25 protein-coding genes and 1 pseudogene are annotated in these 23,178 nt (G+C 41.4%); 18 read left to right on the top strand and 8 right to left on the bottom strand.

From position 1 onward, the window contains the following. The first annotated feature begins 55 nt into the window (after positions 1 to 55). From OCV52_RS17925 to OCV52_RS17890, 8 genes are all read left to right on the top strand, one after another. Positions 56 to 379 carry a hypothetical protein gene (locus OCV52_RS17925; RefSeq protein WP_102265907.1) on the top strand — a complete coding sequence of 108 codons (324 nt, stop codon included), beginning with the start codon at positions 56 to 58 and terminating at the stop codon, positions 377 to 379. A gap of 66 nt (positions 380 to 445) precedes the next feature. Beyond that, positions 446 to 784 (top strand): DUF952 domain-containing protein, encoded by a 339-nt coding sequence (locus OCV52_RS17920; protein WP_137408787.1) that lies wholly within the window; start codon positions 446 to 448, stop codon positions 782 to 784. Between the two features lie 107 nt (positions 785 to 891). Then, positions 892 to 1,722 carry a GNAT family N-acetyltransferase gene (locus tag OCV52_RS17915; RefSeq protein WP_137408786.1) on the top strand — a complete coding sequence of 277 codons (831 nt, stop codon included), beginning with the start codon at positions 892 to 894 and terminating at the stop codon, positions 1,720 to 1,722. Positions 1,723 to 1,749: 27 nt separating this feature from the next. After that, on the top strand, positions 1,750 to 2,520 hold the full coding sequence (locus OCV52_RS17910; RefSeq protein ID WP_137408785.1) for a GNAT family N-acetyltransferase: 771 nt from the start codon (positions 1,750 to 1,752) through the stop codon (positions 2,518 to 2,520). 21 nt (positions 2,521 to 2,541) lie between these two features. Further along, positions 2,542 to 2,955 (top strand): nucleotide triphosphate diphosphatase NUDT15, encoded by a 414-nt coding sequence (locus tag OCV52_RS17905; protein WP_102442411.1) that lies wholly within the window; start codon positions 2,542 to 2,544, stop codon positions 2,953 to 2,955. A 93-nt stretch (positions 2,956 to 3,048) separates the two neighbouring features. Continuing rightward, positions 3,049 to 3,552 (top strand): peptide deformylase, encoded by a 504-nt coding sequence (gene def, locus OCV52_RS17900; protein ID WP_137408784.1) that lies wholly within the window; start codon positions 3,049 to 3,051, stop codon positions 3,550 to 3,552. A gap of 223 nt (positions 3,553 to 3,775) precedes the next feature. Continuing rightward, entirely contained in the window at positions 3,776 to 4,198 is a 423-nt protein-coding gene (locus OCV52_RS17895; protein ID WP_102423933.1) for a GNAT family N-acetyltransferase, read from the top strand. 131 nt (positions 4,199 to 4,329) lie between these two features. Beyond that, on the top strand, positions 4,330 to 5,094 hold the full coding sequence (locus tag OCV52_RS17890) for a hypothetical protein (protein ID WP_102423934.1): 765 nt from the start codon (positions 4,330 to 4,332) through the stop codon (positions 5,092 to 5,094). A 62-nt stretch (positions 5,095 to 5,156) separates the two neighbouring features. Here OCV52_RS17890 and OCV52_RS17885 read toward each other — a convergent pair whose 3' ends face one another. After that, entirely contained in the window at positions 5,157 to 5,444 is a 288-nt protein-coding gene (locus tag OCV52_RS17885; RefSeq protein WP_061031124.1) for a hypothetical protein, read from the bottom strand. A 1,751-nt stretch (positions 5,445 to 7,195) separates the two neighbouring features. Here OCV52_RS17885 and OCV52_RS17880 point away from each other — a divergent pair. Further along, a complete protein-coding gene (locus OCV52_RS17880; protein ID WP_137408781.1) occupies positions 7,196 to 7,783 on the top strand; it encodes a hypothetical protein in 588 nt (195 codons plus the stop codon). A gap of 33 nt (positions 7,784 to 7,816) precedes the next feature. Here the strand turns inward: OCV52_RS17880 and OCV52_RS17875 are convergent, their stop codons facing one another. After that, on the bottom strand, positions 7,817 to 8,773 hold the full coding sequence (locus OCV52_RS17875) for an IS110 family RNA-guided transposase (protein WP_137408780.1): 957 nt from the start codon (positions 8,771 to 8,773) through the stop codon (positions 7,817 to 7,819). Positions 8,774 to 9,124: 351 nt separating this feature from the next. Here OCV52_RS17875 and OCV52_RS17870 point away from each other — a divergent pair, with 351 nt between their 5' ends. Further along, positions 9,125 to 9,967: a hypothetical protein gene (locus OCV52_RS17870; RefSeq protein WP_137408779.1), complete on the top strand. Its 843-nt coding sequence runs from the start codon at positions 9,125 to 9,127 to the stop codon at positions 9,965 to 9,967. A 77-nt stretch (positions 9,968 to 10,044) separates the two neighbouring features. After that, a protein-coding gene (locus OCV52_RS17865) for an IS3-like element ISVisp1 family transposase (RefSeq protein WP_102479999.1) occupies positions 10,045 to 11,225 on the top strand; the annotation gives its coding sequence in 2 pieces (ribosomal slippage) (positions 10,045 to 10,330 and positions 10,330 to 11,225; 1,182 coding nt in all). Positions 11,226 to 11,665: 440 nt separating this feature from the next. Here the strand turns inward: OCV52_RS17865 and OCV52_RS17860 are convergent. After that, positions 11,666 to 12,820: an IS110 family RNA-guided transposase gene (locus OCV52_RS17860; RefSeq protein ID WP_261900867.1), complete on the bottom strand. Its 1,155-nt coding sequence runs from the start codon at positions 12,818 to 12,820 to the stop codon at positions 11,666 to 11,668. 127 nt (positions 12,821 to 12,947) lie between these two features. On the opposite strand from OCV52_RS17860, the gene OCV52_RS17855 reads away from it, so the two are divergent. Further along, entirely contained in the window at positions 12,948 to 13,805 is an 858-nt protein-coding gene (locus OCV52_RS17855; RefSeq protein ID WP_137409205.1) for a hypothetical protein, read from the top strand. 421 nt (positions 13,806 to 14,226) lie between these two features. On the opposite strand, the gene OCV52_RS17850 is transcribed toward OCV52_RS17855, so the two are convergent. Then, positions 14,227 to 15,381 carry an IS110 family RNA-guided transposase gene (locus tag OCV52_RS17850; RefSeq protein WP_261900867.1) on the bottom strand — a complete coding sequence of 385 codons (1,155 nt, stop codon included), beginning with the start codon at positions 15,379 to 15,381 and terminating at the stop codon, positions 14,227 to 14,229. Between the two features lie 97 nt (positions 15,382 to 15,478). On the opposite strand from OCV52_RS17850, the gene OCV52_RS17845 reads away from it, so the two are divergent. From OCV52_RS17845 to OCV52_RS17815, 6 genes and pseudogenes are all read left to right on the top strand, one after another. Further along, positions 15,479 to 16,249 carry a hypothetical protein gene (locus OCV52_RS17845; RefSeq protein WP_137409148.1) on the top strand — a complete coding sequence of 257 codons (771 nt, stop codon included), beginning with the start codon at positions 15,479 to 15,481 and terminating at the stop codon, positions 16,247 to 16,249. Between the two features lie 136 nt (positions 16,250 to 16,385). Then, positions 16,386 to 16,973 (top strand): hypothetical protein, encoded by a 588-nt coding sequence (locus tag OCV52_RS17840; protein WP_137409149.1) that lies wholly within the window; start codon positions 16,386 to 16,388, stop codon positions 16,971 to 16,973. Then, on the top strand, positions 16,966 to 17,871 hold the full coding sequence (locus tag OCV52_RS17835; protein WP_240700716.1) for a DUF4868 domain-containing protein: 906 nt from the start codon (positions 16,966 to 16,968) through the stop codon (positions 17,869 to 17,871). The genes OCV52_RS17840 and OCV52_RS17835 overlap by 8 nt, the downstream gene beginning before the upstream one ends. A 232-nt stretch (positions 17,872 to 18,103) precedes the next feature. Then, complete coding sequence (locus OCV52_RS17825; RefSeq protein ID WP_137409152.1) at positions 18,104 to 18,424, top strand: hypothetical protein; 321 nt, start codon at positions 18,104 to 18,106, stop codon at positions 18,422 to 18,424. Positions 18,425 to 18,511: 87 nt separating this feature from the next. Then, a pseudogene (locus OCV52_RS17820) lies at positions 18,512 to 18,774 on the top strand (MerR family transcriptional regulator); the annotation flags it as partial. Between the two features lie 127 nt (positions 18,775 to 18,901). Then, positions 18,902 to 19,573, top strand: coding sequence for a hypothetical protein (locus OCV52_RS17815; protein ID WP_137409153.1), 672 nt, complete (start codon positions 18,902 to 18,904; stop codon positions 19,571 to 19,573). Between the two features lie 170 nt (positions 19,574 to 19,743). Here the strand turns inward: OCV52_RS17815 and cysS are convergent, their stop codons facing one another. The 4 genes from cysS to OCV52_RS17795 form a co-directional block, all read right to left on the bottom strand. After that, complete coding sequence (gene cysS / locus OCV52_RS17810; protein WP_137409154.1) at positions 19,744 to 21,117, bottom strand: cysteine--tRNA ligase; 1,374 nt, start codon at positions 21,115 to 21,117, stop codon at positions 19,744 to 19,746. 629 nt (positions 21,118 to 21,746) lie between these two features. Beyond that, the gene (locus OCV52_RS17805; protein WP_137409155.1) at positions 21,747 to 22,253 is read right to left on the bottom strand and encodes an EVE domain-containing protein; all 507 of its coding nucleotides are present in this window, start codon (positions 22,251 to 22,253) and stop codon (positions 21,747 to 21,749) included. Positions 22,254 to 22,291: 38 nt separating this feature from the next. Next, positions 22,292 to 22,753, bottom strand: a complete 462-nt coding sequence (locus OCV52_RS17800; protein WP_137409156.1) for a MarR family winged helix-turn-helix transcriptional regulator — start codon at positions 22,751 to 22,753, stop codon at positions 22,292 to 22,294. Beyond that, positions 22,746 to 23,165, bottom strand: coding sequence for an SRPBCC family protein (locus OCV52_RS17795; protein ID WP_170222484.1), 420 nt, complete (start codon positions 23,163 to 23,165; stop codon positions 22,746 to 22,748). The genes OCV52_RS17800 and OCV52_RS17795 overlap by 8 nt, the downstream gene beginning before the upstream one ends. Between the last annotated feature and the right edge of the window lie 13 nt (positions 23,166 to 23,178).

Here is a 23,178-nt window from a genome sequence, read left to right as displayed (position 1 = left end):
TCTCGTGAGGTCTCCGAGTGATTCAAAACACAGGGTATTTTGGAGTTTAAATTAGATGTATAAACTTGAAATTTTCTGTACGCCTGAACAACAAGAGCGAGTTCTTAGCACTTTACATGAGTCCGGTGTCGACAGGATTGGAAACTATGACCACTGTTGGGCTATTGGGTCAGTTACCGGGTCTCACCGAGCGCTTGATGGATCTACGCCTGTGTTTGGAAGCAAAGGCAAAGTCGAAAATTATCCATTATTAAAAATTGAAATCAACGTGGCAAAGAGCCAAGTGAAACCAATTGTTGATCAGCTTAGAGTGTCCCTCGGCTGGGAGGAACCTTTAGTCAATGTCTTCAAAATCTATAACTCTGAGTTCGATCTTTGAAGGTACTTTGGTGGCCGCTAGACGGCTTAAGTAGACTCAAAGTCTTAGAAAGTAGGATCAATAAAAATGCTATACCACTTACTGACCGAAAGTGATTACAAAGAGTACCAAAGCGCAGAAACCTATGAACCCGCCTCCTTGAAGGACGAAGGCTTTATCCACCTTGCTTATGAAGAGCAACTGCAAAAAATTGTAGATTGTTTCTTTGTGGGAGTGACGCAAGCATATCTTCTAGAAATCGACAAAAGCGCGATTGCTAAAGACTTAAGAGATGAGCCTCCTGTAGGGGCTGAAGATGTTGGGGCACTTTACCCACATTTATACAGTCCACTTTCTAAGCAAGCCGTGATTAGAACAATAAAGTTAGTCGCGGACTCGTCAGGTACGCTAAAAGTAAACCTGTAACAATCGAGTATTCCTATCGGCTCTGTACCATTCAAAACAAGCAGCACTTAATCGTATGTTGTTTTGGCCCTACAGAGCTTTTTGTTTCCATTAAGTTAAGGAAAACAATGCAAGTTAAAGCAGTTAAAGACGCATATAACGCATACTTTTATTTTAATAACGAGCGAACCCTTTCAACCGATTTAGCCAGTGAAATGATTTCAATTGAAGATGATGGCTTCACTGTTTTTATCGATAAAACACGTAAGTACGACAACCAGATCCTCATTGATGGGGTTTGCAACTCCGCGAGCTTAGAGGCGGACCTCAAGCTATTTGCAGATGGTATCTCACCTGAGATTTCTATTGCGCCTAACGCTTTAACAACAGACCTGAAATCATGGCTATCGAAACATCAGTTTGTGCCTGCTTTTGAGCATGAGTTTCTTGAGTTATCCGCAGAAGGCTATGTAGGAAAGCCGAGTACTGAAAAATCAAGCGCAGAACCATTGATTGCAGAAACATCCAGCGTAGAACCATTGAGCGATGTCGGTAAAGTCACGATTGAGCGATGGACGCAAGATAATGCCGATGAGTTTTTGGCTTTGCTTAAAACATCCGGTTTAGAGTGTTCAGACGAGATTTGGCAGCAGAAACGCGCGCTCTATTGCACGGATACTTTCCGTTGTTACGTTGCGAAAATAGAGGGTAAACCATGCGCTTGGGCGACGAGTTTCATCAACAACGAACACGCCATACTTGCCAATGCGTATACACAAGAGCGCTATCGTTCAAAGGGATGTCAAACGGCTCTATTAAGATCTCGAATCGAAGATGCCATCGCCTTAGGGGCCAAGGTACTTTTAACCGACGTAATGCCAAACAGCACCAGTAGCAAAAATTGTAAATCGATCGGTTTTCGTTCTGTTGGCGTACGAAGTGTATGGTGTAAAGATTAGAGGTAGGGCTATCTACAAGAGAAAATTATGAATACAACGGATGTAATGCGAGAGTACAACGAGTTCGAGCGGAAACGTTTTAACTCATTCAATGGTATGAAGGTCACAGAGAACTACCTGACTAAGTTCGTATCTAACGATCGTCATGGTAGCTATATCTCCTTTTTCGACTTCGATGAAAGCCTCACAGACTCTATCGTCAAAGAGCAACTCGCGTACTTTAAGCAGCGTGACCTATGTTTTGAGTGGAAGACGTACAGTACCGATACACCAACGAACATCAGTGCAGTATTGCTCGAGAATGGTTTTGAGCAGGATGAGCACGAATCATTCATGGTGTTGGACTTGTCTAAGGCCACCTGCGAGCACTTTGATGAAGGCAAAATCACCGAGGTAACGGATAGCAAAGGCATTCGCGATGCAATCAAAGTTCAAGAGCAAGTTTGGGGTGGTGATTTCGAATGGCATTACAATCACTTAGTCAGCCTTAAACAGCAGGCGCCAGATTCGGTGTCTATCTATGTCGTGTATGTCGACGACCAGCCTGTGACCTCGGCGTGGATCATATTTAATGGAAGTAGCCCGTTTGCAGGTATTTGGGGCGGAAGTACCCTCGAAGCATTTCGAGGTAAAGGCTATTACAGTTTGCTACTGAACAAACGCATTGAGGAAGCCAAATCGAAAGGGGTTAAATACCTTACCATCGATGCTTCTGATATGAGTAAACCCATTGTATCCAAACGTGGTTTTGAAGTGATCGCGACAACCACAGGGTATACCTCACCAAGTAGTGAGTAATGTGTTTCAAAGGAGTAAAGAGTGAATAATCAAGTACGTGTAGGTGTGGCTGCGGTCATTTTCCGGGAAGGACGCATCCTACTTGGCGAGCGCATTGGCTCACATGGTGCGAATACGTGGGCGACACCTGGTGGGCACCTTGAACTGGGTGAAAGCATTGAAGAGTGCGCGCAGCGAGAAACCCTTGAAGAGACAGGGTTAGAGGTCGGCGCTTTTAAGAAGCTCGGCTTTACCAACGACATATTCGAAAAAGAAGGCAAGCACTACGTCACCTTGTATGTTGTCGCGACCAGTTCTCGTGGTGAGCCTCAAGTCATGGAGCCTCATCAGTGTAAGCAGTGGCAATGGTTCGACTTAGATGAACTGCCAGAACCTCTGTTCTTGCCTTTGGTGAACTTGTTGAAGGAGCCGGTAAACTTCAAGAATTTTGACTAGCCAGAACGCCCATACTTGGTGCTGAAAGCACATTGGGTTATCTTGTTCACTCTTTTACAACGTAATGATTCAATTGAAAATTCAAAGGAAAGCATGGCAGTTCTAGACATTCTTACCGCACCGGACCCAAGGCTTAAAGTGAAAGCGGAAGAGGTGCAAGATGTATCGACGGTACAAACACTCATCGACGATATGTTAGAAACACTCTATGCCACTGACAATGGTATCGGTTTGGCATCCACTCAGGTCGGTCGTAAAGAGGCCGTGGTGGTTATCGATATTTCAGACAGCCGAGACCAACCGTTAATCTTGGTGAACCCGGTAATCTCAAGTGGTTCCAACAAAGCTTTGGGCCAAGAAGGCTGCTTATCAGTGCCTGACTATTATGCGGATGTCGAGCGTTTTACGTCTGTGGTTGTTTCTGCTCTCGACCGAGAAGGGAAGCCAATTACCATTGAAAGCGATGACTTTCTCGCTATCGTAATGCAGCATGAAATTGACCATTTATCGGGTAACCTATTTATTGATTACCTGTCGCCACTAAAGCGTCAAATGGCGATGAAAAAAGTTAAAAAGTACCTAAAATCGCACGCTTAACCCGGCTTATAAACCACTATCTCTTCAAACCCAACGCGTGAATTTCAACACATCAGCGTTGGGTTTTGTCGCTATCCTTCTCAATTTTGTGTACTACTCCTTTCATGTTGCACGGCTTTTCAATAGGTTGATCCGTTCCCTTAGTTATGCTTCATATGCAAGCGAGTGCTTTTGGTTTGGTTCTCGTGTTTCATTCAGTTTTAACGTTCACAAAAGGTAAATGATGATCCAAGTAAAAAATGTAGCTTTTGATAGTGAAAATGAACAATCAATTCGTTCTATTCGCGAGAACGTATTTATTAACGAGCAATTTATCGCACCTGAAATAGAGTTCGATGGGTTAGACAGCTCAGCCATCCATGCCGTGGTGACTGTCGATGGAAAGCCTGTCGGCACAGGCCGTATTTTAAGCGACGGTCACATTGGTCGTATTGCGATCATGAGAGATTTTAGAGGACAGGGGCTTGGCTCGAAGATTGTTTTATCGCTCATCGATGAAGCGAAGAAGAGCGGTTACAAGCGCGTGTATCTTGGCTCACAAAAGCAAGCCATCGACTTCTATACCAAGCTGGGATTCACACCATTTGGAGAAGAGTTCATGGAAGCAGGCATTGTGCACTTGTCTATGGAAAAAGCGTTAGCTTAATGGGTTCATGTAACTAGCATCATCAAGACACTGATGGCATTAGCGAAACACTGTTGCCCTCATCAAAACATGGTTTGATAAAGCACTAACTTAGTAAAGCTATCAAAGCAATAAGATAGTAAAGGAATATAATGAAGAAAAACCTCGTGGTTGGCGGCACTTTGCTGGGTGTTGTGGCACTCTTTTTCGTTGGTAAACACAGAGGCGAAGAACTGACCCTTGCCCCTTGTGATATGGGTGAAAAAGTCGAAACTCCCGTTCACTTCTTTACCGACGCATCAATGAGCGAGTCAAAAATTCAGAAGATGATAGGCTACTCTAATCTTGTTCTTCAAAATTCATGCGTACCAATGGAGCGAACATTATCAGGCATCACTAGAATCGACCTTTCTGGTTTCCAAGATGCGGAAAGTAGCAAGCTGCACAAACAGTTAGTTAAGCTGGTTGGCGACGAGGTGTTGGAACCCATGCAGCGAGAGGGGAGCTACTATGCACTGGTTCTTCCTGAAGACCACGAGTTCTCAGACGACGGAACCTTTGGTACGGTTGATCTGAATTTAAGCCGTAGCTTTTTAGTGCTGTCATCTGCAGCAGAGGTAGGGGTACTTGAGCATGAACTCGGTCATTTGGCTTGGGCTTGGCACAACGACACTCCCGATCACTGGCTCAAAGGTATGTTGCTACAAGAAAACCATGATTATATAAAACCTTACTCTTTCGGCGCTTTGTGCAGGGAAGCGGGCACCGTGATGACCTACGCTGAAAAAGTATTGCCCGTGTATTCCTCGCCAAACATTCAATACTACGGAAAAGCATGTGGTGATGCAGAAAAAGCAGACAACGCAAGGCACATGCGAGAGTTTGCTCAGTCACTCGCTTTAAATGCCGCAACATAGGCATCTAAGACAATAAATGAATAAATACCGACCCTAGAGGTCGGTATTTTTATTCGTCAGCTCTAATTAGAGCCACACTCCAACATAAAGCCACCTTCAGTGCGGCGTAAAGTGATCGTCGTGCTGGCCTCTAATTCCCCCTCCGGTAAATAAACCGCGCAGTTTTCGAACCCAGCAGAGTTAGCTGAATTGATCGTTTCATATACCTCTTCTGAGCTGTCTACATTTTCACCTGCGTAAACAATAACGTTATCGATTTGGGCAAGCATCTGGTCGGAATTTTGTGTTGCTTTAGCGTGAGCGAAAACAGAAATAGAACCAAGAGCAAGAAACAGTAAAGCCTTTTTCATTGTATACCTCGTAAGAGTTTAGGGTTGGTGTTGAGGGGCTAATATACATCGGAATATTTGTGGATCAACAAAAAATTATTGAATAACAATAATTTTTTGTTGTTTTGTATTTTTTTCTACCATGCGTAAAAACGGTGAAAGCATCCGGTTTTATTGGGCTGTTTGCTCCTAAACAACCCTTTGCTCGGTTGTGAAGTTTTTTAGCGCCTGCGTTCTCGCTCCGTCATTTTGTGACGCAGCAAAACCGCTTGATGGCTTTTGATGTATCCGTTCTGTGGGGGAATTCGCTGGTGGTGAGGTACGATTGGCTAAATCTGTGGAGTCGTCGATCAAGATTGATTCACAACACATGGTATTTAGTGCTGAATCGGTGTGGGCTCATAACACGAACAGTAGAGTGGATTAATCGTCTCAGTCACATCCATCATCGATTCATAACACGCGGTGCTTTTGCTGCCAGTAATGTTTGTAGCCAAGCTAGCGCTTTAAAACGTTTGGCACTGTACTTAGCAGGATTAACCGAGCACTAAGCACCATGAAATTAATCGTGATGACAAAAATTATCAGTGCACAAAAGGCTTCATCGCAGCGGAACTTTAGGTATAGAATTCAGGAAGATAAAGACCACTGAATTTATAAGTATAAATACCAAGGTCTACCAGTGTGTTGAAAGCGGCGATGTAACGCCATAGAAAATCTAAGCCAAGTGGACGAGTAACAAGACTTTGTGCCACCAAAAATGAACCGTTACACGCGGCGTTAAAGTGTTAGAAATATCAATAATATAATTTGATTTTGAGTATGAAATACTGATTGATTAAACGCTCAGTTTCACATACCATCTCTCGAGTTATGAATGCTGTTCTGTAAATGCATCAGCAAGAGACTCGCCCACATTGCGGCTTAATCATCATGCTACCGACAGTTCTGGAACCAAAATGCTAAGACGGCGGGGAAGAAATCAACCTACAAGATGACGACTCACTCACACATTGCGCCATTTTCTGTATTTTGCCGAAACTATATAGAAAATTTCTGTGTTTCATCATGTTCGCTTTAGAAGCAAGCAGGTAAGGTGTTGTTATTAAATTAGTTATTAGACAGACCCTAAACGGTTTAGATTACTAGACAGAATAGTGTCAGGGACAAAATGCAGAATTATTCTGTCTAATAGAGCTGTTAAGCGTATTTTAAGACATAGATAATATAATGAGTTTACTTTGATAGAAGATCTGTTGATACAAGCACTGTTTACCTTAATAGTGTTTTTCTACCCGGTTTATTTGATTTTCAAGCGTGCAGGGCTAAACACAAACTTAAGCTTCACGCTTTTCATTCCATTTATCGGATTTATTGTTTGCCCATTGATTTTGGTTTTCTCGAAATGGAACATAAAACAAAAAAGTAAGGAGACCGAGTAATGGGTGGTATAAGCATATGGCAACTTATAATTTTGTCCTTGATTCTAGTACTTCCGGTATTAATTTTTGGGCCAATACTCAAAAAGGCAGGGTTTTCAAGGTGGTGGTCATTGGTCATGTTACTACCCATTGGAAACGTCATAGCCATATGGGTATTTGCTTACGTGAAATGGCCATCGGAACAAAATAGCGCTTAACAATCTGCTTAAGACGGACTGCCAACGCTCGGCGAATTCACTTCAAAGTTTGGTCTGTGTGTACGGTGGCTTGTTTACGTTTTGTGGTATGTTGTCAGCCACTTAGCAGAGCGTTAGCTGTTTCGGAGATACGATGGAAATAGATGTTATATTAAATAATGCGAGAGTTTTTTTGGCAATAATCGCTAGTATTTCAGCTTTATATATTACGTTCAGAACAATACGTAAGTTTAAAGGGGAAAGAGCTAAAGAGCTTCATACACAGTATGTGAAACTAAAAGAGTTAGTTAAAAATACCGATGAAAATTATGCTGAAATTCTGGTAATTTTAAGCGGTTTAACTACTTCGAGATTAACTAAAGATGAAGTAGAGTGGTTTATCTCTGAGCCTGGTGCGTTTTTGAAATTGGAGCAGTTTGGACGAGTTAATGGTAGGTATAGTGAGATAAACCTTATTGCGAAAGAGTTCGCCTTGCCATTACGCTTTCGAACCCGAAAAGGTAGGGTAATTGAAAGACTAAAAATTGTCCTATTCAGTATATTGTTTGTATTGATGTTACTCTTGTTTTGGTACTTGATGCTAGTTAACTCCAATACTCCTGAATTTTTTGTATATATTGCGTTGGCTTGTTTATCTGCCTATATCCTCGTTGTGTTATGGGGAGGACATTACTTGTGGTCTACTCTATCAAAGGCTGTAAAACTAGCAGGAAAACCATAAAACACAGCTAACAAGAGACTATGGCGTCAATAGTTAATTTTTGACGCTATCTTTATTCCACATTGCGCCGTCTCTTAGCATTGAATTGAGTGTTACAACCATCTTTCTCATGCAGGCAACTATCGCTACTTTTTTAGGTTTTCCTGCCGCAAGTAATCGTTCATAAGTAGCCTTAAATACAGGATTGCATTGGATAGCCGACATCATTGCCATGTACATGACTGTTCTAACTTGAGGCCGACCTCCTTTTATCATCCGTTTGCCTTTGAAGCGTCCGCTCTCTCTTGTTATAGGTGCGACGCCAATGAGAGAAGAGGCTTGCTTGTTAGTGATAAAACCGAGTTCGGGTACATTGCTAATTAGGGAGGCGGCTAGGATTTTTCCTACGCCAGGCATGCTTTGAAGGATGGTGTTCTTAGCTTGATACTCAGGGCAGCTCTCAATCAGCTTTTCTATCTTTGCCTCTACTTTTTCAAGCTGATTTTTTAGAGCGGTTAGAATCGGAGTAATAGTCGATGAGATGTTTTTGGGTAATATTTGTAGTCGGTTTCTTTCCATGGTTTGCATGGTGAGTAGTTGGTTCCGCCTCGTGACTAAGTCACTCATAAGGCGTATGTTTTCGCTTTTTAGCTTGGTAAGTTCGGGCTGAACTCGTTCGGCATAATGTGCGATGAGTTCGGCATCTAAACGGTCGTTCTTAGCTCGTTGACCAATGGCTTCAGCAAATCTTTTAATACGTAGTGGATTGGCAACGACATAAGGCAATTTGGCTTTATCACAGGCGAGTATGAAGGGCATTTCTAATCGACCTGTAGCCTCGATGACGACGCGTTGAGGTTTGTGTTTCTTAATGATTTTAATGGCATCGCTGATGCCTTTATCGGTGTTTGGTACGGTGAAGTAAATGTCGAGTGGACGGATATAGATATCTAATTGTGACTTACCAGTATCAACGCCAACATTAATGTTTTGAAGTGTGTTTGTATTCATAATAAGCTAACTCTTGCTTGCAAATGCGGGCTCGAGACCCAGAAGACTATTCGAGTGTGGTGCTTGGAGTTCTATCTGACGTTCGTACTTGTTACCGGTCTCTCAATCGAGGAGCCATCGTTTAATCGAACTACCAGATAGAAGAACTTTAGTTGCAGCTAAAGTCTGGGTCTCACCTTACCCGATTGGAGTGCTTATTATCCATACAAAGCATTTAAGAGTGATTCAGCACGCTTGGCATTTTTAGTTTGGGTTAAATTCAGTGTTTACGGTGGTCTGGTTAGGTTTCGTGGTCGCGTGCTTCACACCTTAATGCGGCGTTAGTTTTACAAATAAATTTGAGAGAAACAATTGAGTAATGACATTCAGCTGATAGTAACGGCTATCGAGGGTCTACATACAAATTTCGTAAAAGACTATATTTTGCCTGTTGGAAGCGTATTTGTTTCAGGCGCCCTTGGTGCAGGAGTGGCTTACTATACGGTAAATCAGCAAGAGTTTACCAAGATTGAGTTGGATAAAATCAGAACAGTCAATAAAACAATACTTTCTGCTCTAGAGCTTCGTTCCAGTCTGATAAGTATTAAATCGAACTACTTTGGGTTGATAACTGATGAACCTATCGATCGAATGCTAGGCGTACCGCCCGTATTACTTAAAGAAATTAAGGTTGAATTCGATTTGCCGTCATTGTCTTTTATATCCCAACATGAGGCTTCAGAGTTTAATAAATGGGCGTCATTGGATTATATCGCTACGATTGTCTCGAACTTTAATACTGTTGTTAAAGTATGGGAAAAGCGAAACAGTATGATTGAGGCTTTGATGCCTAAGTTGTCAGAGGTATACGGTAAACCATTAAAATTTCCAGAAATACAGAGTTTGATTGGTGTCGGTAACATGGCGCTGCTTAGTGATTTAACAGAAAGATGCTTGCATATGACTGATGACCTTTTAGTTGAAGTTAGTTGCTTTTTGGTTGGGTTTTCAGCGGTGGTCGATGGTAAAATTGATACCAAGATACTAAAGAAATTCGGAGGGAGAATCAGTCCTTCGTTACCTACTTATGAAGAATATCCTCTTGCAGTTGATATACTGACAAAAGTACCAACGGTAAACTATGTGCTATTGGGTCAAATTCAAGGGCGTAAAAAACAAGATCTAGAAGAACGTTACAGACCGATATATAAGTAAAACTAACAAGCAATTTAAGAGGGATTCTGTAGTTGACCCGATCTAGTGGACACCTTCAATAGTAATTGGAGGTGTTTATGCCAGCTTATAAATCAGGTAAAAAAACTCAACAATATCTTACGGAATTTAAGGTAACTGCTGTCCGACTTTCGCTTCGAGAAGGAGCTACAGTTAAAAGCGTGGCGCTATCATTAGATATCCACCCTTATATGCTTTCTAAATGGCGAAAGGACTATAGAGAAGGGGTTATTATGGAAGATAAACGTAAGAAAAGGACTCAGATCCCGAGCCAGAAAACTGAGTCTAGTCGGATTGCAGAGCTCGAACGTCAGAATGAACAACTTAAGCTAGAGAATGACTTGCTAAAAAAGTGGCAACGATTCGTTGCCCAAGAAAATCGACAAAATTCCGATTCATAGCCCATTACAAAACGCGTTATTCCATTGTATTGATGTGCCGTTTTCTATCTGTTTCTAAGTCGGGTTACTACGCATGGCTTGATAGAGAACCAAGCCGCTACGATCAAGAAGAGCAGGCTTTGAAGAAGCGTATAATTAAAGTGTTTACCCAGAGTCGAGAGACTTACGGCAGCCCACGAGTTCATGCAGAACTGAGGCGCCAAGGCGTTTTGGTTAGCCGCAAGCGTGTGGCTCGGATCATGAGAGAGCAAGGGCTAAGAGCACGAAGTTATCGCATTTACATGAAAATGGCCAAGCTACATCGGTTCTATCAATCGATTAAGAATATTAAAAAAGATACACCAAAACCAACGGCAGTTAATCAACAATGGTCTGGAGATCTAACGTATATAAAGCAAGGTAAACGTTGGATGTATCTAGCCGTCGTTATCGACCTTTACTCACGTAAAATCGTCGGTTGGTCGCTTGGTAGTAAGAAGAGTACACAGCTAACGATGAGTTCGTTGAGAATGGCCATTAGAAATCGAAAGCCACAAGAGCGCTTATTGTTTCATACCGACAGAGGCTCTGAATATCGAGCCCATGAAGTTCAAGCTTTATTATCAAAAAATGGAATTGTCCCAAGTATGAATCGTCCAGGTCATTGCACCGATAATGCGGAGGTGGAGTCATTCTTCCATACGCTCAAAGGCGACATAATTAGGAAAAATAGTTTTAAAAGTGAGAAGCAGCTTAGAGATAAACTTGCCGGTTATATCCAGCATTTTTATAACCGTTATAGACTGCACTCAAGTCTCGGATATCGAACCCCACATGAGTATGAAGTCGTGACGGGTTAAAGAGAATAGGGTGTCCATTTTATCGGGTGAAGATCATTCACAACGCTCGGCATTTTTGCTTCTACTTCAAATTTAGTGTTTATGGCACAATGCTTTAGGTTTGGGTGGAGGCGTTGCTCACCCCTTAATTGGGCGTTGATATGACCCCCACTGTCAATTAAAAACGTAGAAGTTTCTGCTCCCTCATTTCAGAGCCTTTGTTCATTTTGGGATAGTGTTACCGCATAGATGAAGCAAGTAATGTCGTCGGTTCTCATGCTGATATACGTGGATTGCTCATCGTTTGATGAGTAGAGCCTACTTTACTTGTTCCGTCGTAGCACCTGTCTTCAGTCTATGCTCGTGGTTCAATACAGCCGAAGCTATATTGCCGTCCTAACGCCGTCGGTGTTTGTGCCACTCCCGATGCTTTATCCAATGCGATAACACTAATTCTGTCTTCATGCCGGTAAACGAGCGATTCGAGTTCTAGGATCCACATCGCTGATGACAACTTCACGCGCAATGGCCCAGATGTAAGCGATCATCTCTCTTGCGATGGCGACCACAACGACATTTCGGTGTTTACCTTTTTGTAGTAGTCGTTGGTAACGACGACATAACCTTTGCTGGGCTTGCCAAGCGATATCAACTATCTCTTTAGGCAGCCCTTCTTGCCTTAGTTGCAGCTCTACAGATATGTTCGCTTTATGCTTATAGGTGTGTGCGCCTTCAACGAGTAACCGTCTGGCTCGACTGTTGCCACACTTTGTTAAGCTGCCACGACGAGTTTTCCCTCCACTGGAGTTTTCTGTTGGAACAAGCCCAAGGTAAGCCATAAGCTTTCTTGGATGGTCGAACCGCCGTAAGTCACCCAGCTCAGCTATTGTGCCAAGAGCTACGAGTAACCTTACACCCCGCATAGCTTGAATGGCTTTCACAACAGGATAGTATCGCCAGTTTTTGACCTGATGGAGCAGTTCATTATCGAGTCGTTGCAGCCGCTGTATCCGCTCATTGATAGTAATGATCATCTCTTGCAAGACGATTTGTTGACTATGGTGAGGAAGAATGAGATCGGTCAGCCACCGTAGATGCTTTTTAGACCAGTTATCATTCACCGTCGCTTGGATATTATTGCGAAGAAGAAAGCCTTTGAGTTGGAACTTTGCGTCTTTGAGATCTTTCATTGCCGTTTCTCTGGCACGCGAGAGATCTCGAATAGCTTCATCTTCGGCTTCTGGTACATAGATGGGTGTAAGCTCTTCGGCTTTTAACAGCTTGGCGAGCTTTGCTGCGTCTCGTTTGTCAGTTTTAACTCTATCGCCTGGCTTCTTAGGTATAAGTGATGGAGCGACGACATAGCAGCAGTGTCCAAGGCTCGTAATCAGGCGATAAGTCCAGTAACCACATGGTCCTGCTTCATAGACAAAGTGCAGAGTGGCTTTTGGATACTTGGATTGCAGTTGCTTGGCCAATTTAATTAGCGCGGCCTTATTGGATTTAATACGGCCTAACTGTTGTGGGTTTGCCCCTCGATGTTCTTGTAAAACAGCGACTTGAATAAATGACTTATGCGTATCTAAGCCAATGAAAATTATGCTATCTTTACTCATGCTAGCCTCCAAATTTAGTTGTTTAACGCACTAATTATGGCTCTGGCTTTCAGCTAACCCACGATATTGGAGGCTAGCACCTCGTGGGGGTCATTATGTCTATGCAACATAGAGTTTGAGGTTCGGAATGAGTGAAAGTGCGGCGACGATTATTAAGATTCTTTCAGCATTAACATCCCCTAAGGCTTCCATTAAATACTTATCGGTGGGAATCTTCATGCTTATAGCTTGGGGTAGCATTCAAAGTGTAGTGGATAATTATGGGGTACCTAGCGAGCATCGCTCGATTATCGCATTGTTTATTGGATTAGGGGCAGGTTCCCTAATTGGTCATTCCATTTACCTGTTGGTTTCCTTCTTTTTCTCTCTTTACCAAAAAGGTAAAAAACATAAGCAGGATACAAAAGACAAAGCTTTAAAAGAAAAAAAAGAGAAAGAAGCAAAACTCAAAAGTGAGAAAGAGCTTCTGAGTAACTTAGAGAAGTCCTACCCATATTACGATTATTGGATGAAAGATGTTCTTCGAAAACTATCTGAACGAGACATGGGTTTAGAGTGGAGTGATTACTATGTCAAAGTTCTTGTAGGGAATGGGTATATTCAAAAAGTCCTCAATATAGACAATGAAAAAAATATATACAAAATACATCCGTCTCTAAAATCGTTTGTACAATCAGACTGGGAGTCGGAAATTGAGTCCACTTTAGCTGAGTTTTACCGAGACTATAGTGAGCCCCATGAGCTACTGATTAAGCTGCTTGAATTTCGCAATCAAAATGCTGATTTTTCGCTCAGTGAAGAGTGTATTGGTTTAGCTCGCTTACACCGTGCTATTTTCGATATTGAGCAAGAGAACGAAAATGGCATGTATATATCAGTTGCTTCACCGTATTACTCTCGTATAGAACAAAAACTCTCAGTTGAGTTGTCCGATGAAACATACGTCGATAAAGCAAGAATAAGCGTTTCTGAAAATGTTGCATAACAAAGCGTTTAAGACAGATTCGCAACGCTCGGCATTTTCAGTTTTCTTTGAATTTAGTGTTTACGGCACAATGGTTTAGGTTTGGTGGTCAGCGTTGCTCACTACTTAACGCGGCGTTGATATGACCCCCACTGTCAATTAAAAACGTAGAAGTTTCTGCTCCCTCATTTCAGAGCCTTTGTTCATTTTGGGATAGTGTTACCGCATAGATGAAGCAAGTAATGTCGTCGGTTCTCATGCTGATATACGTGGATTGCTCATCGTTTGATGAGTAGAGCCTACCTTACTTGTTCCGTCGTAGCACCTGTCTTCAGTCTATGCTCGTGGTTCAATACAGCCGAAGCTATATTGCCGTCCTAACGCCGTCGGTGTTTGTGCCACTCCCGATGCTTTATCCAATGCGATAACACTAATTCTGTCTTCATGCCGGTAAACGAGCGATTCGAGTTCTAGGATCCACATCGCTGATGACAACTTCACGCGCAATGGCCCAGATGTAAGCGATCATCTCTCTTGCGATGGCGACCACAACGACATTTCGGTGTTTACCTTTTTGTAGTAGTCGTTGGTAACGACGACATAACCTTTGCTGGGCTTGCCAAGCGATATCAACTATCTCTTTAGGCAGCCCTTCTTGCCTTAGTTGCAGCTCTACAGATATGTTCGCTTTATGCTTATAGGTGTGTGCGCCTTCAACGAGTAACCGTCTGGCTCGACTGTTGCCACACTTTGTTAAGCTGCCACGACGAGTTTTCCCTCCACTGGAGTTTTCTGTTGGAACAAGCCCAAGGTAAGCCATAAGCTTTCTTGGATGGTCGAACCGCCGTAAGTCACCCAGCTCAGCTATTGTGCCAAGAGCTACGAGTAACCTTACACCCCGCATAGCTTGAATGGCTTTCACAACAGGATAGTATCGCCAGTTTTTGACCTGATGGAGCAGTTCATTATCGAGTCGTTGCAGCCGCTGTATCCGCTCATTGATAGTAATGATCATCTCTTGCAAGACGATTTGTTGACTATGGTGAGGAAGAATGAGATCGGTCAGCCACCGTAGATGCTTTTTAGACCAGTTATCATTCACCGTCGCTTGGATATTATTGCGAAGAAGAAAGCCTTTGAGTTGGAACTTTGCGTCTTTGAGATCTTTCATTGCCGTTTCTCTGGCACGCGAGAGATCTCGAATAGCTTCATCTTCGGCTTCTGGTACATAGATGGGTGTAAGCTCTTCGGCTTTTAACAGCTTGGCGAGCTTTGCTGCGTCTCGTTTGTCAGTTTTAACTCTATCGCCTGGCTTCTTAGGTATAAGTGATGGAGCGACGACATAGCAGCAGTGTCCAAGGCTCGTAATCAGGCGATAAGTCCAGTAACCACATGGTCCTGCTTCATAGACAAAGTGCAGAGTGGCTTTTGGATACTTGGATTGCAGTTGCTTGGCCAATTTAATTAGCGCGGCCTTATTGGATTTAATACGGCCTAACTGTTGTGGGTTTGCCCCTCGATGTTCTTGTAAAACAGCGACTTGAATAAATGACTTATGCGTATCTAAGCCAATGAAAATTATGCTATCTTTACTCATGCTAGCCTCCAAATTTAGTTGTTTAACGCACTAATTATGGCTCTGGCTTTCAGCTAACCCACGATATTGGAGGCTAGCACCTTTCGTGGGGGTCATTATGTCTATGTACTTTGGAGGTCAATTGGATATTGCAGAGCTTTTTAATTTCTTGTCACAAGAGGGTAGAACAGTTATCTACTTTGTTGCGTCAGCATATGCTCTTTATTTTTATCATACGAAAATAGGGTTTAGACTCAGTATTACCTACGAAGTTAGCGGCGATGCATATACGGATAGTCAAATAACCAAACTGGTGGTTAGTAATCACAAAGATAAAACAGTCCCAATTTGGTCTATATATGCGGTTTTGGAAAATGATGTGAAAGTAGAGGTTTACAAACCAGCAGAGCCGGTGGTTTTGAAGTCTGGAGAGTCTATTTCAATTGCACCAGAAAAGTATACATCTCTCTCTATTGGTGGTGATCATTTTGAACCGCATTTTTTCACTCGAAATGTAGATTTCTACATCAATGTAGGTAATAAATTCGTTAAGTGTAAGGACAGGAAGTTCAAAGATAGCTTTCTTGAAAAAATACCTCAGGCGCATAAAACGAGAATGCTCTTTGATGGGCATTTATACAACGAGAACGTTAATTATATTTTGGTGTATTTTCTCGATGGTAAAAAACATACGGCGTATATCGACCGTAGGGGCTTTATTGGGCATGAGTGGGGACTTGCGCCGAACAACTTTGGTCAAGCTACAGTTACCCCCGAACTAATTGAAAATATGCTTGAGCATTACGGATATACTTCAATATTCTCTAATTATGTTTGCTTTAAGCGCAATGGGCATGATTTTGATGTGGCATTTAAAAAACGTACATAACAAAGCATTTAAGAGTGATTCCCAACGCATGGCATTTTTCATTCCATCGTTGGGTTTTGTGTTTACGGTGGTATGCGGGCGGCTTTTATATTGCGTTGTTCACCCCCTAACAGGATGTTAGGCGAAAGGAGAGGTTATGCAATTTAACTTAATTGCAGCATTTACAGTTTTTATTGGTTCATACTTACCACTAGCGTTGATCTTGGCCGTCCAAGATATTCCGTTCTCTTGGTGGAGTCGTCCTATTTGCAAGTTTGATGATATAAGTAATTGCGACTTTACCCCATTTACAAATATGTGCATTGCTATTGCCTTTATTGTCATTACTACGTTATCTGTATTTTTTTCAAACTTAACGTTGGCTAAGATTACTTATCCCTTCCCAGTTAAGGTTAAGTCATCAAAAGGAATTCCAAACGACATAATTAATTATGTTTTCCCTTACGTTGTCTCATTTATGGGAATTAGTTATGACACACCTGAAAAGCTACTTGGTTTTGCGGTGTTCTTACTATGGATGTTTGCTATTACGTATAAGTCTGGACAGATAATAATGAATCCTCTCTTGTTAATGTTTGGCTGGAAAATTTATGAAGCTAAAGTGGACTTTAATGGTCAAGAGCGAGACGTCAGGTTTTTGATTAAAGGGGATTTGTCCCCAGGTGAATACAGAATCCAAAAGGTTCAAGAGTTTTACATTGGTCAGGTAAATGATAATGGTTGATTTTAATACGCTTAAAGCATTTGACTTCGCAAATGCTGATACATACTTATGGGTATTTAAAGAAAGTACTACTAAAGAAAAATTTAGAACTAAATTTGTACAAACAGAAACAGAGTTAAATATAGACTTAAAAGCTTTTATTTGTGCTGAAATAAACAGAATTACTGAGCATTCTCCTTACACATACATATCGCAAACAAATGAAAATAGCTGTTTAACGATCGCTTTTGATAGTACAGACTTCACATTGCTTAAGTCACAGGTTGACTTACCAGAAGTTGAACATCGTGTTAAAAGCGTTAGCGATCTAGTTGGTGCTAAAGGTTACGTTGTAAAGTTTATAAAAGATGATGTGGTGGTTTACGCTGTTAAAAGGTCAACATCAACTTGGAAAACATCTTATCCTAAAAAATTCGTCAATATGGTGTTCAAAAATGGTGAGCTTAAAGGTGTTGAGAACAATGCTTTTTCCATTGAGAAAAATTTTGATTTCTATGTGGTTAACGATACTGCGTTTATTGCTAACAAAAAAGGCTTCGAATCATCAATGAAGCACAAGGAAGAATATGTTCAGGCTTTTGATACACTTCAAAAAAATCCTGGCTTTAGTTCATTGTTTTCTGATGTTTCATCAATCGTTGAGTACGTAGGCTCTAATTCTATTCAATTACGTCGCATGGCTATCATTGAAGAGAAAGGGGTTTATAAACAAGCTAACTTTATCAAAAACCTTATTTCAGTAAACAGTAAAAGAAATTGGGGGCTTAACTTTGAAAATGACAAAATTATACCATGCGAAAAAACAGTCAAAGTCATTCTTCAGGTTCTCCTTGACCATCGACTGATTAGTGAAATCACGGATCATATATACGATGTTCCAGATGCGAAGCCAGTATGATTCGCTATACAAACAGGTTAAGAACGATTCCCAACGCATGGCATTTTTACCACGCGTTGCTTTTGTTGTTTAAGGTAGTTTGCTCTGGCTTCGATATTGCGTTACCCACTCCTCAACAAGGCATGAGTAACGCAATTTGCGGCTTGTGTCATAGGTTGCATAATCTGGCTAAGTATATGTTTATCATCATGTTAAGGTTACTCGTATATATCAAACTACGGGCAACCTTATTATGAAAAAAGTTCTATTAGCACTTACTTTTGCTTTGTCAGTAACATCATTCAACTCTTCGGCTGCATTTGGGCTAAGTGATTTAAAGCAAGACAAGATCTGTCATTTTGCCAATGGTGATGAAGCGAATGCTAAATGTAAAGATGGTGATGTAGCCATGTGGACACCAAATTCATTTGGTAACGAACAGCTACCAATTTTGTATATCTCACTGTTTTGTGATTTTGAAGCTCCAATTACTCATACCGTGGGCGGTGTTTCTTGTATTTTTACCACCAAGCGCAGGGCTCAATGGAGCGATTTTGGTATCACAGTTAAGTAACAAAGCGTTATAACCCGCACTTAAGAGTAGAGCCCAACGGCAGCATGCTATCGTTGGGTTTTGTGTTTTTAGCGTTACGCGTCTTGGATGATAGTTTCTGGCTTGGTGGGTTTGTCGGCTTATACGTTTAGATACTATGAAAAAATCGGTTTGCTTAATAATGTTCAGCGTAATAGCAGTGGGCACCGAGTGTATAGCGCGAAAGACGTAAAGTGGCTTGAGTTTGTCATTCGACTAAAAGAAACGGCCATGCCACTCGAAGAGATATTGGAATACGCTCGATTAAGGGAGCAGGGCAGCAGCGCGGTACTTGAACGTCAGCGCTGCTAGAACAACACCAACAGAGTTTAGAGTTACTGTTTTGATGTTCAGAGGTGTCGCACTTCGTATTTTCCTCTCAAGGGTTTTATCGAAGTGATGAGGGAACTTATAAGAATTAGGCGTCGTAAGCTATAGGGGGAGGCAAGCTTAAAAGGTATGAAAAAATATATTTTTGGTTCGTTATTTTTACTGATCGTTGTTGTTGGTGCCTACTTGTCGTTTGGCGTTTATCGGAACTCTGCTTTCTCAACCAATATTGAAAATGGCAGCTATGGTGAGTGTCTGAATGACTCTACGATAAAGAATTACAGTATTGAACTGTGGGATCGAGAGGATGCTTTTGATGTTCGTTTTGTCGAATCAGGTAATTCTCATTGCTTTGCATCAAAGTTTCCAGCCATTGAGGTTTCGTCCTCAAAAGTGACACACTGGCTACATATTGTGGAAACATCGAGCGGCGCGCAGTTTTCAGGTAAACATGCGTCCTTGGGAAACTTTGGTCCCAATTGGGTTTTTGTTGATGTTGGTAGCCAAGAGAAGCGTGACAGTAGTTACCCATTTTATAGTTTGGGTAAGGTTTTTCGAGATAATCCAGGTTGGACTTCGGCTCCCCATATCACTTTAACTTGGAATGGAAAGTTGTTTGGGCTATCTGAAGTAGAAGGGGTATTCTATCCAGTTGGCGCGGTGTCTTGGGGTTTTAATCTAAAAAGTTGGTCTTTAGCTCCTGAAGCTCTTTCCCCCAAATTACTCGATAAAAGTGCGTGGTTGGAAGTGGTGGAAACACTTAATGATGAGTACCCGGGCTATGTATTCAGTGTTGAATAGGCTATGCATATAACAAAGCGTTGAAGATAATCGCAACACTTAGCATAGACGCCTGGTGATAGGCAATGGCCTGGTACTCCGTCACTAACTTGGCACCTCAAACTCGACTTAACCGAGAATAAGAGGCTATTGATGGCCTCTTATTCGGTTAGACGGGTAATTTTAACTGATCAAAGTAACTTGGTTACGCTTGAGTGTTTAGCACTGTCGTTGACTTGATACCCCAAGGCGCGAATTTGCTCTCGGATTGTATCTGCCTCATCAAATCGCCCCTGTTGTTTCATGCATTGACGTTGTTCAGCGAGCTGCTGAACTTCCTTCGGAATGGTGACCTGTTCAACTTTTTCAAGATCAAGGCCAAATACTTGATCAAAATAAAGTAGTGTCGCTTTTTTATTGGCAGGCTCTATGGAGCTATCGGTGACCTCCCATAGTAAAGCGAGTGCTTGTGGCATGTTCAAATCACGGCTGATATGTGCAAGAAATTCAGCTTTGAACTGGTTGTCAACGCGACCACCGTCAGGCATACCAGTGATTTTTTTTCTTAATCTACGCAGTGCCTTTTGTGCGCCATTCAACCCTTCCCAAGTAAAGCTGAGCTGGCTACGATAGTGACTGGTTAGGGTTAAATAGCGATAAGCTAGAGGGTCATAACCTTTGTCGATTAGGCTTTTTAAACGCAGTGTAGAACCCGACTTAGATATTTTCTCATTGTTCATATTTAAGAAGTAACCATGCAGCCAAAAGTTTGCTTGTACGTGTCCGTTTTTCGCTTGGCATTGCGCAATTTCATTGGTGTGGTGGACAGGGATGTGATCCTCACCACCGATATGTATATCGAAGGTCTCTCCCAAGTACTTTTCTGCCATCGCTGAACATTCAATATGCCACCCTGGGAAGCCATTTCCCCACGGGCTTGTCCATTCCATTTGTCTTTTCTGTTCGCCAGTGAATTTCCAAAGTGCAAAATCTGTCGGATGCTTTTTCTCCGCCATATCAACGCGAATGCCAGCTTCTAAACCTTCCTTATCTAATCGAGCAAGCTTGCCGTAGTCGGGGAGTTTGTCTGTATCAAAATAAATACCATCGCTGGTTCGATAGGTATAGCCTTTAACTTCGAGTGACTGAATAAACGAAATTTGTTCTTGAATATGGTCGGTTGCTCGGCAAGTGATAGAAGGCTTGAGAATGTTGAGCCTTTCGAGATCAGTAAAAAATGCCTTTTCAAAATATGTAGCAATATCCCAAGCTGATTTAGCTTGTTTACGTGCGCCTTTCTCCATTTTGTCTTCTCCAGTATCACCATCAGACACTAGATGCCCAACATCGGTGATGTTCATGACATGATTAACATGATATCCATTGAGCTGTAGTACGCGTTTTAGAAGGTCTACGAACAAATAGGTACGCAGGTTACCGACATGTGCATAGTCATAAACAGTTGGGCCACACGCATAGAGGCCAACCTCACGAGGTTTAATCGTATAAAACGGGCTAAGTGCTCTATCAAGGGTATTAAAGAGCTGAAGTGTAGGTTGGTTCATAAATCATATCCTTATAAATACAAAAAGGCCGTGGATGAAAACATCAACGGCCTAGGAAAGAGAGCGATAGGTTTGCTATATAATAGGTACACTATAGCGGCCGTAAATGAGGTATTTACAGCAACAACATAGAATTTGAATGGAAGTAATTATTAGCGTCATTTTTTCAAACTAAAATAGATGATTTAAAAAAGCAATACATTTGTTCAGTGTTCATGTTTGAACGTCATCGACGTTAGTATAGGCGCGGCCCGTACTCTCAATATTAGGAATCAACTGAATACTGCTCAAATCTTTAGTGGTTCGTTATTTGCTAATTTAGGAAAATATGTCGAAGGTTTTATTGAAGATCTTGTTCGGCTGGATTTCTATCTGAGGCACTTGCTAAGTAGAAAGTGCCTCATTGTTTTTTCGTTGAAAATTTAGACTTATGGATAAGTAAAATTAGCTCTAATCTAACTAATCTGACACCTGTACTCACGAAAACTCAAATGATTACACCAATTGCTTCCTATGAATTACTCAAAGGCTTTATAGGAAGTAACTGGATCGTGTTTATATGATAGGAGTAATGAACACCGATTTTTGAGAGTTTTTGTATCATTTGTCTCTTTGCTCGGTGTCTAGATTTACAGGTTTAGATCATTCCATAATTCACCCTGATGTGGAATATTTGATGCTGTCCCACCATACAAGTTAAAGACCTCAGTCAATGTAGAAAGGCCCAACATTCTCTGCCCTATAGTAAGGAAATCGTACTGCGATAGCTCAAAGTGACCAGACCTTAATTTAAAACCCCAGTTTCTATTGCCAGCGGTAAATTCTAACTGATCGAGTATTGGATGAATTGCTATTTCCTTGCCATTTATATATGTAATATCTCTGCGGTATGGAACGAAGTTTGGCGCCATTTGAAACTTATAGCTACCTTCTCCTGTAACTTGACCAATGGCTGTAAACTTCTGGCATTTTTCCTTACCCTTGAATTCAAGCGTGGGTGAGTAAAAAACGATCCCGTCACCAACTGACATTCTATTCAAAGGGGCCGATTTACCATGGCATACTTGGCAAAACCCTCCAGTTACCCCTAACTTAATGTGCTCACGAGAAACAACACCACACCAAAATTTCTTCAAGGTACCTCCTTTACAATGTTTTTATATGATCTGCTATTTTATAAAGTATTACTTTTTATTAGTAATGATGTCAGGGATTTATAGTGTTTAAGTTGACTCTCGGTTAAGCAAGAAAAAAAATCGTCATCAGTATTTTCAACAGCAAAGATAGCTTTAACGATTAAACTTTCTCCTTCAGTTGTTAATTGAACATTAGTATTTCGAGCATCAAGGACTGAGGAGGAACGTTCGACTAAACCATTCAACTCTAGCTTTCGAATTGCTTTCGATAGTGTCATTTTATCAATCTTGGTGTGCTCAACTAAATTAGTTTGAGTAGCTAATTTTTCTTTATCTTGAAACCACTTTAATGAAGCTAGAATGGCAAATTGAGTTTGAGTAATTCCAAATCTTTTTAATACTAAAATCAATTTTCTTTGCCACAGCGTAGTCATTTTCCAAATTAAAAAACCTATACTGTCATCTGCTGCGTCATGCTTAAAAGGGGATGAGTTAGACATTTTGACTCCTCTCAACCAATCGAGCTAATTGCTTATCCACTCCACTTGCTACATTTTCAGCAACCAGTTTCTTCCATAACCAAGATAGTGGACCTTCGATTTTTAGTGTTGATCTTATTTCCAATTGATTACCGTGTTCTACTAGTTCGTGAGAATCATACATTCTTGCAAGAGGGAACTTAGTCAAGTCAGTGAACATTGAGTTCTCTTTGACTTCTATTAGCTCTATGTTGATCTTTGGTCCTCCTCTAGGCTTAAATTTAAATACAGCCCCTGTTTTAAATTCGCCTTCAAGTTTTGCGTAATCAATATCATCTTGCCAGGTATGCCATTGGTTGACATCAGTCCACACTTTCCAAACTTTATCCGCACTTAATCCGTTAACGATCAAGCTTGTTGTTTTTATCCACACAATAAATTCATCT

It is taken from the genome of Vibrio chagasii, assembly GCF_024347355.1.
Lineage (GTDB): Bacteria > Pseudomonadota > Gammaproteobacteria > Enterobacterales > Vibrionaceae > Vibrio > Vibrio chagasii.
This window is presented reverse-complemented; position numbering and strand designations above follow the sequence as displayed.

What these genes read in the sequence shown, in the direction of transcription:
- OCV52_RS17925 (WP_102265907.1), top strand. Translation starts at nt 56, where the DNA reads ATGTATAAACTTGAAATTTTCTGTACGCCTGAACAACAAGAGCGAGTT.
- OCV52_RS17920 (WP_137408787.1), top strand. Translation starts at nt 446, where the DNA reads ATGCTATACCACTTACTGACCGAAAGTGATTACAAAGAGTACCAAAGC.
- OCV52_RS17915 (WP_137408786.1), top strand. Translation starts at nt 892, where the DNA reads ATGCAAGTTAAAGCAGTTAAAGACGCATATAACGCATACTTTTATTTT.
- OCV52_RS17910 (WP_137408785.1), top strand. Translation starts at nt 1,750, where the DNA reads ATGAATACAACGGATGTAATGCGAGAGTACAACGAGTTCGAGCGGAAA.
- def (WP_137408784.1), top strand. Translation starts at nt 3,049, where the DNA reads ATGGCAGTTCTAGACATTCTTACCGCACCGGACCCAAGGCTTAAAGTG.
- OCV52_RS17895 (WP_102423933.1), top strand. Translation starts at nt 3,776, where the DNA reads ATGATCCAAGTAAAAAATGTAGCTTTTGATAGTGAAAATGAACAATCA.
- OCV52_RS17890 (WP_102423934.1), top strand. Translation starts at nt 4,330, where the DNA reads ATGAAGAAAAACCTCGTGGTTGGCGGCACTTTGCTGGGTGTTGTGGCA.
- OCV52_RS17885 (WP_061031124.1), bottom strand. Translation starts at nt 5,444, where the DNA reads ATGAAAAAGGCTTTACTGTTTCTTGCTCTTGGTTCTATTTCTGTTTTC.
- OCV52_RS17880 (WP_137408781.1), top strand. Translation starts at nt 7,196, where the DNA reads ATGGAAATAGATGTTATATTAAATAATGCGAGAGTTTTTTTGGCAATA.
- OCV52_RS17875 (WP_137408780.1), bottom strand. Translation starts at nt 8,773, where the DNA reads ATGAATACAAACACACTTCAAAACATTAATGTTGGCGTTGATACTGGT.
- OCV52_RS17860 (WP_261900867.1), bottom strand. Translation starts at nt 12,820, where the DNA reads ATGAGTAAAGATAGCATAATTTTCATTGGCTTAGATACGCATAAGTCA.
- OCV52_RS17855 (WP_137409205.1), top strand. Translation starts at nt 12,948, where the DNA reads ATGAGTGAAAGTGCGGCGACGATTATTAAGATTCTTTCAGCATTAACA.
- OCV52_RS17850 (WP_261900867.1), bottom strand. Translation starts at nt 15,381, where the DNA reads ATGAGTAAAGATAGCATAATTTTCATTGGCTTAGATACGCATAAGTCA.
- OCV52_RS17845 (WP_137409148.1), top strand. Translation starts at nt 15,479, where the DNA reads ATGTCTATGTACTTTGGAGGTCAATTGGATATTGCAGAGCTTTTTAAT.
- OCV52_RS17840 (WP_137409149.1), top strand. Translation starts at nt 16,386, where the DNA reads ATGCAATTTAACTTAATTGCAGCATTTACAGTTTTTATTGGTTCATAC.
- OCV52_RS17835 (WP_240700716.1), top strand. Translation starts at nt 16,966, where the DNA reads ATGGTTGATTTTAATACGCTTAAAGCATTTGACTTCGCAAATGCTGAT.
- OCV52_RS17825 (WP_137409152.1), top strand. Translation starts at nt 18,104, where the DNA reads ATGAAAAAAGTTCTATTAGCACTTACTTTTGCTTTGTCAGTAACATCA.
- OCV52_RS17815 (WP_137409153.1), top strand. Translation starts at nt 18,902, where the DNA reads ATGAAAAAATATATTTTTGGTTCGTTATTTTTACTGATCGTTGTTGTT.
- cysS (WP_137409154.1), bottom strand. Translation starts at nt 21,117, where the DNA reads ATGAACCAACCTACACTTCAGCTCTTTAATACCCTTGATAGAGCACTT.
- OCV52_RS17800 (WP_137409156.1), bottom strand. Translation starts at nt 22,753, where the DNA reads ATGTCTAACTCATCCCCTTTTAAGCATGACGCAGCAGATGACAGTATA.